This is a genomic window from Lyngbya sp. CCY1209 (assembly GCF_035615495.1).
Taxonomy (GTDB): Bacteria; Cyanobacteriota; Cyanobacteriia; order Cyanobacteriales; family Microcoleaceae; genus Limnospira.
On the sequence record NZ_JAJENU010000563.1, the window covers coordinates 1 to 13,725 of the forward strand.

Sequence of the window (13,725 nt, forward strand, 5' to 3'; positions counted from 1 at the left end):
GGTGCGATCGCGGATAATTGAGAGGGATAGAAACCGGGTTTCTCTGAACATTTCGGGTGGGGGGCGTAAAGATGCCGGTAGAAACCCGGTTTCTCACATCTTGTTTCTCGCATCTTTTTTCTGATACCGCCGGAGTCAGAAAGACAAACCGGGTGATTCGAGCCTCTTATTCCCTATTCCCTATTACCCATTACCGGCGCGCAGCGCCATACCGCCGGACTCGGAAAGACAAACTGGGGAGATTTCCCTACAATAACAGGTGAGGCGTAATACTGAAAGGAGGAGAACCCATCCCATGAGACTTCTACATACGATGCTGCGGGTCGGCAACTTGGACGAGTCGCTGAAATTTTACTGTGATATCCTGGGGATGAAACTGCTGCGCCAGAAAGATTATCCCGGCGGAAAGTTTACCCTGGCGTTCGTGGGCTACGGGGACGAGGCGGATCATACCGTTATCGAACTGACCTACAACTGGGGCGTCGATCGCTATGACCTCGGGGACGGCTACGGCCATATCGCCATCGGTGTGGATGATATTTACGGCACCTGCGAGCAAATCCGGGCGGCGGGGGGTACAATTACCCGTGAACCCGGCCCGATGAAACACGGAACGACCGTGATCGCTTTCGTACAAGACCCGGATGGGTATAAAATCGAACTGATTCAACTGGGAACCCAGGGCAGCAGCGAACAGAAAGAAACTCCGGTCGCCGCCGGCCAGTCCAGCTAAGAGCCAACTGGGGAATTGATAATTGACAATTGATCATTGACAATTATCAATTCCCCGGCTCCCGCTTTTCAATGCCCCTCCGGGGTTGACCGCGAAAATTAAGTCCCGAAAGATTGACACGAGAACCGATTGAATTTCGATCCCCAAACACTGTAAGCAATGCAACCGACTGACCCGAGCAAATTTACTGATCAGGCCTGGGAAGCGATCGTCAAGTCCCAAGATGTGGCCCGCCGCTTCCAGAACCAGCATTTAGAAGTCGAGCACGTCGCGATCGCCCTGTTGGAGCAAAACGGACTCGCCAGCAACATTTTGGGGCGGGCCGGCTTCGACCCCGAACAGGTGCTCCAGCAATTGGAAGCCTTCACCAAACGCCAACCTCGGGTCGGAACCATCGAACACCTCTACCTGGGGCGGGATCTGGAAATGATGCTGGACGTGGCCGAAGAGACCCGAGCCGCTTGGCAGGACGGCTACATCTCCGTCGAACACATGGTCATCGCCATCGGGGAAGATACCCGCGTCGGACGGCGAATTTTGGGCGGCGGGGGCCAGCAATCCAGACGGCCCGGGCGCCCCGGGTTCGATCGCCCCGGCAACGGCTCCCAGGCTCCGGTCCGCCAAAAATTGGAGGCGGCGATCAAAAATTTGCGGGGCAATGCCAAAGTGGAAAATCAGACCCCCGAAAATAGCTACGACGCCCTCGGCCGCTACGGCCGGGATCTGACGGAATTGGCGAAAGCCGGGAAACTGGACCCCGTGATCGGCCGGGACGAGGAAATTCGCCGGGTCGTCAGTTGCCTGTCCCGGCGGACGAAAAATAACCCGGTGCTCATCGGGGAGCCGGGGGTGGGGAAAACGGCGATCGCGGAAGGGTTGGCCCAGCGCATCGTCAACGGGGACGTACCCGAATCCCTGAAAAACCGCCAGTTGATTTCCCTGGACATGGGCAGCCTGATCGCCGGGGCCAAGCTGCGGGGCGAATTTGAAGAACGGCTGCGATCGGTACTCCGGGAAGTCACCCACTCCGAGGGTCAGATCGTCCTATTTATCGACGAATTGCATACCGTCGTCGGCGCCGGATCGGGGGGCAGCGGCTCGGGGATGGACGCCGGCAACCTCCTCAAACCCATGCTGGCCCGGGGCGAACTGCGCTGCATCGGCGCCTCCACCGTGGACGAATATCGCAAGCACATCGAAAAAGACCCGGCCCTGGAGCGGCGGTTCCAACAGATTTACGTCGATCAGCCCAGTCCGGAAGATACGGTGTCGATCCTGCGGGGGCTCAAAGACCGCTACGAGCGCCACCACGGGGTGAAAATCACCGATTCCGCCCTGGTGGCCGCGGCGATGCTGTCGGCCCGGTATATCAGCGATCGCTTCCTCCCCGACAAGGCGATCGACCTGGTGGACGAGGCCGCGGCCCAGTTGAAAATGGAGATCACCTCCAAGCCGGTGGAGTTGGAGCAGATCGAGCGCCGCCTGATGCAGTTGGAGATGGAAAAACTCTCCGTGGAGGGGGAAAGCCAGGGGAACGCCGCCACCCGAGACGGGGCGGGCCGGGGCACTGCAGACGTCGGCTTGGGCGTCCGCCTCGATCGCATCCGGGAAGAAATCGAGGCCCTCAAAGCCAAGCAGGAACACCTGTCCTCCCAGTGGAAGGGGGAAAAGGAACTCCTCGACGAGATCAACCGCCTCAAGGAAGAGGAAGAGAAACTGCGGGTGCTCATCGAGCAGGCGGAGCGGGCCTACGACCTTAATAAAGCCGCTCAGTTGAAATACGGGCAACTGGAGACGTTACACCGCGATCGCGAGGCCCGGGAGGCGGAATTGTTGAAATTGCAGGCCCAGGGGTCTTCCCTGCTGCGGGAACAGGTGACGGAGGCGGATATTGCCGCGATCGTCGCCAAGTGGACGGGAATCCCCGTCAACCGCCTGTTGCAGTCAGAGCGACAAAAATTGTTGCAGTTGGAGAGCCACCTGCACCAGCGGGTCATCGGCCAGGAGGAAGGCGTGGCGGCGGTAGCTGCGGCGATCCGCCGGGCCCGGGCGGGGATGAAGGACCCCGGACGCCCCATCGGCTCCTTCCTGTTCATGGGGCCGACGGGGGTGGGAAAAACCGAGCTGGCCCGGGCCCTGGCAGAATTCCTGTTCGACAGCGAAGAGGCGATGATCCGCATCGATATGTCGGAATATATGCAGAAACACGCCGTCTCCCGTCTGGTGGGGGCGCCTCCGGGATATGTGGGCTACGATGAGGGGGGGCAGTTGTCCGAGGCGGTGCGACGCCACCCCTATTCGGTGATTTTGTTCGACGAGGTGGAAAAGGCTCACCCCGACGTGTTCAACATCCTGTTGCAGGTGTTGGATGATGGCCGCATCACCGACAGCCAGGGACGGGTGGTGGATTTCCGCAACACGGTGATCGTGATGACGAGCAACATCGGCGGGGAGTATATATTGGATGTGGCGGGGGATGATTCCCGCTACGATGAGATGTACGACCGGGTGATGCAGGCGCTGCGATCGCACTTCCGACCCGAGTTTCTTAACCGGGTGGACGAGATGATCCTGTTCCACACCCTGAGCAAGGCCCAGTTGCGGGATATCGTCGCGATCCAGATGCGGCGGGTGCAGCGGCTCCTGGCCGAACAAAAAATTGGTTTGGAGTTGTCGCCGAAGGCGTTGGATTATGTGGCGGATGTGGGTTACGATCCGGTGTATGGCGCCCGACCCCTGAAGCGGGCTATTCAGCGGGAACTGGAAAATCCGATCGCGAACCTGATTTTGGAACAGAAGTTCGTGTCCGGGGATACGATCGGTGTGGATTTGGGCGATGGGGAACTCATTTTTAGTTCTCCGGCGATCGAATCTGAGGTGCAATCCGACCCGGTTGAAGTGACGGCCGAACCCGTCGCGACGACTGGAAAGAGTGACGACAGTTGAACCCTCGAAGGCCAGGTCATCCTAAAAATCGGAGGCGAGTGATGCTGGATTTGACGGTGGCGATTCCCACCTATAACGGCGAAAAGCGTTTGCCGGAGGTGTTGGAAAAGCTGCGATCGCAAACGGGAACAGATGCGATCGTCTGGGAAGTTTTGGTGGTGGATAATAATAGTTCCGACGGGACGGCAGAAGTTGTCAGACAGTATCAGCAGAATTGGTTGTCCGATGTTCCGTTGCGGTACTGTTTGGAAACGCAACAAGGGGCGGCTTTTGCGCGAAAAAGGGCCGTACAGGAGTCCCAAGCCGAGTTGATCGGCTTTTTGGACGATGACAACGTACCCCAATGGGATTGGGTATCGGAAGCCGTCAAATTTTCCCGAGAATATCCGCAAGCGGGAGCCTACGGCAGTCAAATTCACGGCATTTTTGAAGCCGAACCGCCACCGAATTTCGAGCGAATCAAGGCATTTTTAGCAATTACAGAGCGAGGTTCACGTCCCCATTTATATGAACCCAAAATAAAAATGTTACCGCCATCAGCCGGCTTGGTCGTTCGCAGACGAACTTGGTTAGAAAATGTCCCCTCACAGATGATCCTCACAGGTCGAGTTGGGGGTCAAATGCTGGCCAGTGAAGATTTGGAGGTACTGCGATATATTCAAAAAGCCGGCTGGGAAATTTGGTACAACCCGGACATGGCGATCGATCATTTAATTCCCCAGCACCGCTTAGAAAAAGACTACTTGATGAAATTGTGTTTTGGAGTCGGGTTGAGTAGCCACGCCATCCGAATGTTAAAATTTCCTCAATGGCAACGGCCCCCGATTGCCCTCGCTTACTTGCTGAACGATATCCGAAAAATTATCATACATCTATTTAAATATAAGCTTGCCGTATATACGGAAATTGTTGCAGCCAGTGAAATGCAATTTTTGATCGGCAGATTTTTTAGTCCATTTTACTTTATGCTAAAACCCCATCAAACAACTTGAGCGGGCGAGGTCGCCCCGGATGTGATGATGCCAATTTAAAAAGATTTCAGAAGTCGTTGTATCGGTCGCTTTTATTTATTCAAATGTTCGTAAAACAATCAAAACGAGGGGTAATAAATGATGGATTTTTCAGTCGTGATTCCAATCTACAATGGTGCCAAACGATTGCCCGGAGTGCTGGAAAAATTGCGATCGCAAACGGGGACGGAGGAAATACAGTGGGAAATTCTGGTCGTCGATAATAATAGCAGTGACGAGACGGCAAAAGTCGTTCGAGAATTGCAATCAACCTGGAACCTACAAGTCCCTTTAAAATACGTTTTTGAACGGCGACAGGGACTCACATTTGCCCGCACCAGGGGAATTGAAGAAACCGAAGGTCAGTTCGTCGCATTTTTGGATGACGATAATTTGCCCAATTCGGATTGGGTTTTACAGGCTTATTTGTTCGGGAATCAATATCCAAAAGCCGGCATTTATGGGGGGCAAATTCATGCGTTATATCAAACAGAACCCCCCGAAAATTTCAAAAGAATTGAACATCTTGTATTGGCAATACGGGAAAGTGGCGAACAAGCATTTCAGTTCAATCCGGAGTTGTTACAACTTCCATCCGGTGCCGGGTTAGTCCTTCGCAGAAAAGCGTTGTTAGAGAGTTCAAATCCCGAATGTATCGCGGCTGTAAGTAGAGGAGATAATGATTACGAACTCTCCCTTTATCTCTATCAAAACGGCTGGGAAATTTGGTACAATCCTGCCATGCACTTAAATCATTTAATTCCTCCAGAAAGATTGGAAAAAAGCTATTTGCTTTCTCTGGCTTACCGCTACGGTTTGTATACGTTTGGCTGTCGGGTAATTTTGGCGAAAACTTGGGGACAAAAATTTCTCTTGTTTTTCCGGGTAATGTTTGGGGGGTTGAAAAGAGTAATTTTACATTTTGCAAAATATAAAAAACAAGTCCAATCCGACTTGGTAAATGCTTGCGAACTCAATTTTTTCTGGGCGAGTGCCATTAGCCCTATCTATTATTACATCAATAAAATTTCATTTCAAAAATGACAGCCGAAACAACGAGCTTAAGTTTGATTATAATTCTCAAAAAAATATGGTATCTATATCGGTAGTGATTCCAACTTATAATTCTGAAAAAAGCATTCAATCGACCATTCAATCAGTTTTAAATCAAACCAATACTGATTGGGAACTGATTGTGATTGACGACGGTTCTCAAGATAAAACGGTCGAAATTATCTCTCAAATTAATGATCCTCGGATTCAAATTTTACCCTATCCGAACGCCGGGGTTTCGACGAGTCGGAATCGGGGATGGGAGCAAGCGAAAGGGGAGTTTATCGCCTTTTTAGACCATGACGATCTCTGGACTTCAGAGAAATTGGAATCTCAGTTGCGAGCCTTACAAGAGCATCCGGATGCCGCTCTGGCGTACAGTTGGACGGACCACTGCGATGATTCCGGGAACCTCATCGCGAGGGGACGGCATTTATCTTGGACGGGAAACGTTTACTCGAAATTGCTGGTGGATAATTTTTTAGATACGGCATCCAACCCATTAATTCGCAAAGTCGCGTTGGATGAAGTGGGGGGATTTGACCCCAGTATCAATTCTTCGGGGGAGTGGGATTTGTGGTTGCGGTTGGCGGTTCGATATCCATTTGTTGCCGTCCCGGAGAGTCAGGTTTTTCACCGAATTTCGAGTTCGGCTATGTCAGCTCAAATTGAATCCCACAAACGAGAATGTCTGGAAGTCACCGAGCGAGCATTTGCTCGATCTCCGGCTTCTTTACAGCATTTAAAAAAAGCCAGTCAAGCCAATATATACAAATATCTGTTGTGTAAGAGTTTTGAGGGTAAACCCACACGCCAAAAAGGGCGACAAGCCTTCGGATTATTGTGGGATTATATCCGCTGCGAACCGGAGTCGCGATCGCAGTTCAAATTTATTGTGACAATGGCGATCAAAAGCGGAGTCATGGCGATTTTACCGTCAACTTATGCGGAATCGGTATTGTTGAAGTTACGGCGATCGTGAGGTATCGAGATTAATATACCCGAGCAAGGTGCTGGTATTGGAAAGTTTTGGTGTTTTGGCGAGAATATTTTGGGCGATGGGGGGTGAGAATAAACTGATAACAGCCGCTTTATAGAGAACTTTTAGGGTGACGGGGGCCGTCAGTAAATTGCGATCGTTTCGTAGGGCATTCAAGTAGAATCGAAAACCGGAAATTCCCCGCTGTCGAGTAGAGGTTCCTTCCAGAGCTTTGACAGTCAGATATTTGTAAAAGTTCCCCAAACTTCGAGGTTTGAGATATTGTAAAGTTTCGGGAACTCGGTCAAAAGCACGATTGATGACCTGGATGACAGCAACTTCTTTCTTTACAACATTCATAGACATCGTACTGGCAGATTGACGGTAGAGGACTTGGGGTTTGGGAACGACAGCGAAGGGATAATGGCGGGCAACTCGGAGATACATTTCCCAATCTTGGGCGAAAGTGAGAGTTTCATCAAAACCTCCCAATTCCAGAAAAACTTCCCGTCTAATGAGAGGATTAGAACCGTTAGACAGGAAATAAGCCAGCAGCATGGGAGCGAGAACATCTCCAGAAAAAGTCGCACGACTGTCGGGGCGAAGAAATTGGCTCGACTCGTCGATGCAGTCCGTCCAACTGTAGGCGAGACCCGCGTCGGGGTTCTCTTGCAGGGCTTGATATTGGGATTCTAATTTATCAGTAGTCCAGAGGTCGTCCGCATCGATAAAAGAAATATATGGGCCGGAAGATTTTGCCAGACCTCGATTCCGACTCACATTGGCTCCGGCGTTCGGATAAGAAAATGTTTGCAATCTGGGGTCTGAGATTTGGGCGATCGCGTCTAAGGTTGAATCGGTAGAACCATCGTTTATGACAATCAACTCGAAGTCCGTGAAAGTTTGATTTAAGACCGATTCGATAGTTTCTCGAATGGTTATTTCACCGTTGTAAACCGGGATGATAACAGATATTTTTGGCATACAGAGTGAGTTCACTTTAAAGGGGTATAGATTCAGTTTATTCCGGATCGGTGCGGATCAGCATCATCAAGGCTCCAATATTATCGATTTTTCCGTATCTGGCAAGAAGAATCCGGGCTTGGGATTGAGGCAAAATAGCGATCGCGAGGATTTTGAGTAAGGCACGAACTGTGACTCGATGTTGTAGGAGTGAAGGATCGTTGACAATGGCTTGGTAGAAAAGTTGGACGGCAAATATCGCCCGTCTGCGATCGGGTTCCCCCTCGAGAGCTTTGACGGTCAGATATTTGTAAATATTAGCAAGGCTGTGTTTTTTGAGATATTGTAGGGAGGAGGGGGCTTGACTGTAAGCTCTGTGAATGACTCCGGTCGATTCTTTTGCCTGCCGAATGATATTGGCGGACATGGAGGTTGGGGAAATGCGATATAAAATTTGAGCTTTGGGTACTGCAACGAAGGGATAGCGAGCCGCCAGCCGAATCCACAGATCTCGGTCTTCGGCAGCCCGCAGGGACTCATCAAATAAACCGACTTCTTCCAACACATTTCGGCGAATTAAAACATTAGAACCACTCTCGATAAAGTTATTGACGAGAATGTGAGAATAAACATTTCCATTGACGGTTTTATGACCTCCAGGACGGAGAAATTTGCCGGATTCATCAATGCAATTCGTCCAACTGTAAGCGAGGGCAGCTTCGGGATGTTCTCGCAATGCTTGATACTGGGATTCTAACTTATCTGGAGTCCAGAGGTCATCCGCATCGATAAAGGAAATATATTCTCCCTTGGCTTCTCGAATTCCTCGATTGCGACTGGCTGCCAAACCCGCATTTGGATAGGACTTAACTCTCAGACGAGGATCTTTAATCTGTGATATAATTTCTACAGTACGATCCGTCGATCCGTCATCGATCGCGATCAGTTCAAAATCCGAGAGACTTTGACATAAGATTGATTCGATAGTTTCTCGAACTGTCCGCTCGCCGTTATAAACGGGAATAATTACAGATACTGAAGTCATTGGCTCTAGCTCCCAGCCAGGGAATGCAAGTAATCAGTAAGGAATCAAATAATGATAACACAATCCGCCCCACTGTTTTTCTTGGTTGGATGCTCTCGCTCGGGTACGACGCTGCTCCAAAGTCTGCTGGCTACCCACCCTCAAATCGCATCCTTTCCGGAAACCAAATTTTTTCACGTTTTGCTCCCTTCTCCATACGAACGACGCCGATATGCTTTCAATTTAGCATCTCGTCAATTGAATTCGAGGCTGGCAGTTTTTTTTGGAGATGAACTCGGTCGTCCCGATTTGATTCGTCGTATCCCTAAAGTACCTTTGATGAGCCACTGTACTCACCAGTTTATCAAAATTTTAAGAGAACTAGCTGCCGAACAAAACAAATCTATAATTTTAGAAAAAACTCCCGACCATATTTACCGAATCGAGTCGATTGAAAAATTTTTACCGAGTGCCAGCTTCATCCATTTGATTAGAAATGGGACGGATGTAGTCGCCTCTCTCTATGAAGTGACTCATCAATATCCAAAACCTTGGGGGGGAGTCCGAGATATTGACACCTGTATTGATAACTGGCTGTCCGCTATTCGAGCTACTCAAAAATACCAAAATCAGCCCAATCATTTAATTGTTCGGTATGAAAACTTGGTCAGTCAAGCCGAGACAGTCCTTCGCAAAATTTGCAATTTCTTAAACGTCGAATTCGATGTCAATATGATTGAAAATTATGCCGAAATGGCTCACTATGTTAGCCTTGATCGGGAAGGAAGATCGGTCAATTGTGACGGAATAAATTACCGCCCTTCTAATAAGTTTTTTAAAATTTTTAATGAAGAACAACAGGCATACATTATGGATAAACTATCGGTCGTAAATCTTGAAGAACTCAATTGGTAAGTCTAGTCAATTTCTCATTTAATTCGAGTCAAAAATTATGAATTCGATTCCTGTAGATTCCACGGGACAAGTAAGAATAGTTTTGATGATTGAAACTGTTATAGTTTTCATCCTTTAAGATACGTTCAACTTCTCCTCCCAACCGTTTCTCCTCAGAAGCGATCGCCTCTTCAAATGAGAGTTTTTCATGTCCGAGTCTGACTTCGTGCTGATAGTGAGAATTCGCGACAGATTTTTGAGTTTATTTTTGATTGAATGAACGGCAAAAGTAGCCATGACGTCTCAAGGTTTCTGGGATGCTCGTAGCCAACCAATTACGGAAATCCGAATCATCCGGTGGGGTGATCCATTACCATTATGCCCCGCCGATCGCCCAAAATCAAGAGATGACAACCATAAGATGTGAGACATAGCGCCCATGACCGTACTCGAAAAGGGACAGATCACGATCCACACCGAGAACATCTTCCCGATCATCAAAAAATCCCTCTACACCGACCACGAGGTATTCCTGCGGGAACTCGTCTCCAACGCCGTCGATGCGATCGCCAAGCTGAAGATGGTCGCCCGCCGGGGGGAATACTCCGGGGACATCGGCTCACCCGAAATCGCGATCGCGATCGATAAAGACGCCAAAACCCTCTCCGTCAGCGACAACGGCATCGGGCTCACCCCCGACGAAATCAAAAAATACATCAACCAAGTCGCCTTCTCCAGCGCCGAAGAATTCATCCAAAAATACCAGGCCAACGAAGGAGAATCCATCATCGGCCACTTCGGGCTCGGGTTCTACTCCTCCTTCATGGTCGCCAAACAGGTGGAAATCGACACCCTCTCCTACCAAGAGGGCGCCCAAGCCGTCCACTGGACCTGCGACGGTTCCCCCGAATTCCAACTCGAAGACTCCGCCCGCACCGAACGCGGCACCACCGTCACCCTCACCCTGATGGACGACGAACAGGAGTACCTCGAACCCAGCCGCATCAAGCAACTGATCAAAACCTACTGCGACTTCATGCCCGTCCCCATCAAAATGGACGGCGAAGTCATCAACCGCCAGAAAGCCCCCTGGCGCGAATCCCCCAACAACCTCAGCAAAGACGACTACCTGGATCTTTACCGCTACCTCTACCCCTTCCAGGAAGATCCCCTGCTGTGGGTGCACCTCAACACCGACTATCCCTTCATCGTCAACGGCATCCTCTACTTCCCCAAACTCAGACCCGATGTGGATGTCACCCAGGGCAATATCAAACTATTCTGCAACCAGGTATTTGTCAGCGACCACTGCGAGGAAGTCATCCCCAAATTCCTGATGCCGTTGCGGGGCGTGATCGACAGCACCGACATCCCCCTCAACATCTCCCGCAGCGCCCTGCAAAGCAACCGCACCGTCCGCAAAATCGCCGACTACATCGCCAAAAAAGTCGCCGATCGCCTCAAAGAACTCTACCGGGACGATCGCCAAGAATACATCCGCTGCTGGCAGGATGTCGGCACGTTTGTCAAGTTCGGTTCCCTCAACGACGACAAATTTAAAAAGCAAGTCGAAGATATCCTGATCTTCCGCAGCACCTACCAACCTCCCGCCGAGGAAGGGGAGGCAAAAACCGCCGAAGTCCAGGTGCAAACCGAGGAGGGAGACGCCTGGGAAGAGGTGAAATCGGACCGTGAAAAATCCGCCAGCACCGACGAACAGGGGCGCTACTACACCACCCTCAGCGAGTACCTGGAGCGGAACCAATCCCGCCACGAAAATCGGGTCTTTTACTGCACCGAGGAGGCTTCCCAAGCCACCTATGTGGAACTCCACAAGAGCCAGGGTTTGGAAGTGTTATTCCTCGACTCCTTTATCGACACCCACTTTATCAGTTTCCTGGAGCGGGAACACTCCGATGTCAAATTCTCTCGGGTAGACTCCGAACTCGACGACACCCTGATCGAAAAAGATAAAGAATCGGAAATCGTCGATCCCAAAACCAACAAAACCCGCAGCGAACAGATCAAGGAGTTGTTCGAGAAGTCCCTCAACAAACCCCGCCTGAATATCCGCACCGAATCGCTCAAGTCGGAGGATACCCCCCCGGCGATGGTTCTGCTGCCGGAGGCGATGCGGCGGTTGCAGGATATGACGGCCCTTTTACAACAGCAAAAAGCCGACTTCCCCGAGGATCATATTTTGTTGGTGAATACCGCCCACCCGCTGATCCAAAATCTGGCGAGTTTGAATCAGGGGACGATTATCCAAGAGGGCGGCGAGTCTCCCTCCGAGGAGTTGGCAAAAATGATCTGCCACCACGTTTATGACTTGGCGTTGATGGCTCAAAAGGGCTTTGATGCCGAGGGTATGAAAGATTTCGTGGAGCGATCGAACCACGTTTTGACGAAGTTGACGGAACGGGCGATGTAAGTCCGTATCGTCCCCATCAATCCCCCTTTTTAAGGGGGAATTTTGATATTTTTATTCCCTTGATTTTCTATGATGGACGAAGGCGTTATCAAATATTCCTGTAATTGGACGGAAGCCGAACCCCCCGAGGGGGAATGGTTGCCGGACTTGATGAGGTGGCGCGATCGCCTCCATTCTCTGGGGTTGATCGGGACCTACGACGACGGCATCGGGTTCGGCAACATCAGCGTCCGGATCGGCAATTCCGAACAATTTATCATCACCGGAACCCAGACCGGACATTTGCCCCATTTGCAACCCGAACATTACACCACCGTCACGGAGTTTAACTGGCGGGAAAATTGGATCACCTGTCGGGGTCCGGTGCGGGCTTCTTCCGAGGCGTTGACCCACGCGGCAATCTATCAGCATCAACCGGAAATTAATGCGATCGCCCACGTCCACCACCCGCAATTTTGGAAAGATTTGATGTTTCAAGTCCCCACCACCCGCCCGGAAGTCCCCTACGGCACGCCCCAGATGGCGCGGGAAATGTTTCGTTTATTTGAAGAAGAAAACCTGGCCCATGTCAAACTGTTGGTGATGGGGGGACACGAAGACGGGTTTTTGAGCTTCGGGCGGGACTTGAAAGAAGCCGGGGAAATCCTGTTGGGATATTGCGAATTAAAATAGCCTCAATCCAATTTGTCGATGAGTAATTCATATTCCATTTGGGAAGACGCCCCCGAACCCCGAAAACTGCCCGAAATCGGGCTGGCGTATTTGGGTTGAGCACAGGCGACGAGGGCGACGTGGCGATCGCCCACCGCCAGATCCTGGGTCGGGTCGTACCCCCGCCACCCGGCACCGGGGAGATAAACTTCCGCCCAAGCGTGGAGGTGGCGATCGTTGCGCGTCAGATCCCCCTCCTGATAGCCACTGACGAACCGAGCCGCCAAACCCACCGCCCGACAGGCTTCCACAAACAAAACCGTCAGATCTCGACAGGAACCCGCCTGCTGCCGCCAGGTTATCCCCGGCGGCAGAGCCGCCCCCGTTTCCCGGATCATGTGCTGGCAGGTGCGGTAAATGCGCCGGTTCAGGGCGCTCAAAAAAGACAGTACCCCCCCGCCGCAGGAGTGCCAAAGTTCCTGGGCGAGTTGCACCACCGCCGGATCGGTGCAGCCCTTCATGTAGGGTTGCAAATGTGCCAACATCGGCGCCGGATAGTCCGCGATCGGCAGGTGCAGCGCCCAAGGTTCGAGGAGATAATTAAACGGATTCGTGCAGTGGGTTTCCACCTCCGAACTGACTTTAACCTTCAACTCCGTCGTCGTCCCCGAAAACCAAAGTTTGATAATATCGTTGCCGTTGAGATCGACAATTTCCGAAATTCCCTTGGGTTCGGGTTCCACCGCGATCGCGAACTCCCGCAAGGTTTGAAACGCATCCGATCGCGGCCGCAGCCGGACAATATGCGGCGTCAACTCGACCGATCGGGTATAGGTGTAAGTCGTGGTGTGAATAATTTGATAATTCATCAATAAGGGTGTGTTCGGTGGGGCGTTGGGAAAAATCGGATCAAAAAACCCGTGGTGGCAACCGTCCCCGGTTGCCCGCCAACGATTCACTTTTAACTTTTCAACTCGCCTGACTCTGTGAAAATGGAAAAAACCCGTGGTGGCAACCGTCCCCGGTTGCCCGCCAACGATT

Annotated in this window: 11 protein-coding genes; 8 read left to right on the plus strand and 3 right to left on the minus strand. The window is 51.3% G+C overall.

The genetic code is table 11. The features are described 5' to 3' along the window. The first annotated feature begins 295 nt into the window (after nt 1-295). From gloA to LKE08_RS19670, 5 genes are all read left to right on the plus strand, one after another. Nucleotides 296-733: a lactoylglutathione lyase gene (gloA, locus tag LKE08_RS19650; protein WP_324705949.1), complete on the plus strand. Its 438-nt coding sequence runs from the start codon at nt 296-298 to the stop codon at nt 731-733. Nucleotides 734-892: 159 nt separating this feature from the next. Then, entirely contained in the window at nt 893-3,679 is a 2,787-nt protein-coding gene (clpB, locus tag LKE08_RS19655) for an ATP-dependent chaperone ClpB (protein ID WP_324705950.1), read from the plus strand. Nucleotides 3,680-3,720: 41 nt separating this feature from the next. Then, entirely contained in the window at nt 3,721-4,671 is a 951-nt protein-coding gene (gene hpsE / locus LKE08_RS19660) for a hormogonium polysaccharide biosynthesis glycosyltransferase HpsE (RefSeq protein ID WP_324705951.1), read from the plus strand. 117 nt (nt 4,672-4,788) lie between these two features. Next, nucleotides 4,789-5,733, plus strand: a complete 945-nt coding sequence (hpsE, locus tag LKE08_RS19665; protein WP_324705952.1) for a hormogonium polysaccharide biosynthesis glycosyltransferase HpsE — start codon at nt 4,789-4,791, stop codon at nt 5,731-5,733. Nucleotides 5,734-5,779: 46 nt separating this feature from the next. Further along, nucleotides 5,780-6,724 carry a glycosyltransferase gene (locus tag LKE08_RS19670; protein WP_324705953.1) on the plus strand — a complete coding sequence of 315 codons (945 nt, stop codon included), beginning with the start codon at nt 5,780-5,782 and terminating at the stop codon, nt 6,722-6,724. Here LKE08_RS19670 and LKE08_RS19675 read toward each other — a convergent pair. Both LKE08_RS19675 and LKE08_RS19680 read right to left on the minus strand, forming a co-directional pair. Beyond that, nucleotides 6,710-7,705 (minus strand): glycosyltransferase, encoded by a 996-nt coding sequence (locus tag LKE08_RS19675; RefSeq protein WP_324705954.1) that lies wholly within the window; start codon nt 7,703-7,705, stop codon nt 6,710-6,712. The two genes, LKE08_RS19670 and LKE08_RS19675, sit on opposite strands and share 15 nt — an antisense overlap. Nucleotides 7,706-7,742: 37 nt before the next feature. Further along, the gene (locus LKE08_RS19680; RefSeq protein ID WP_324705955.1) at nt 7,743-8,729 is read right to left on the minus strand and encodes a glycosyltransferase; all 987 of its coding nucleotides are present in this window, start codon (nt 8,727-8,729) and stop codon (nt 7,743-7,745) included. A 51-nt stretch (nt 8,730-8,780) separates the two neighbouring features. Here LKE08_RS19680 and LKE08_RS19685 point away from each other — a divergent pair, with 51 nt between their 5' ends. From LKE08_RS19685 to LKE08_RS19695, 3 genes are all read left to right on the plus strand, one after another. Continuing rightward, nucleotides 8,781-9,623: a sulfotransferase gene (locus LKE08_RS19685; RefSeq protein WP_324705956.1), complete on the plus strand. Its 843-nt coding sequence runs from the start codon at nt 8,781-8,783 to the stop codon at nt 9,621-9,623. A 418-nt stretch (nt 9,624-10,041) separates the two neighbouring features. After that, a complete protein-coding gene (htpG, locus tag LKE08_RS19690) occupies nt 10,042-12,033 on the plus strand; it encodes a molecular chaperone HtpG (protein WP_324705957.1) in 1,992 nt (663 codons plus the stop codon). A gap of 69 nt (nt 12,034-12,102) precedes the next feature. Continuing rightward, a complete protein-coding gene (locus tag LKE08_RS19695; protein ID WP_324705958.1) occupies nt 12,103-12,705 on the plus strand; it encodes a class II aldolase/adducin family protein in 603 nt (200 codons plus the stop codon). A 2-nt stretch (nt 12,706-12,707) separates the two neighbouring features. Here the strand turns inward: LKE08_RS19695 and LKE08_RS19700 are convergent. Beyond that, a partial coding sequence (locus LKE08_RS19700; RefSeq protein WP_324705959.1) for a transglutaminase family protein occupies nt 12,708-13,725 on the minus strand: 1,018 nt, incomplete at its 5' end.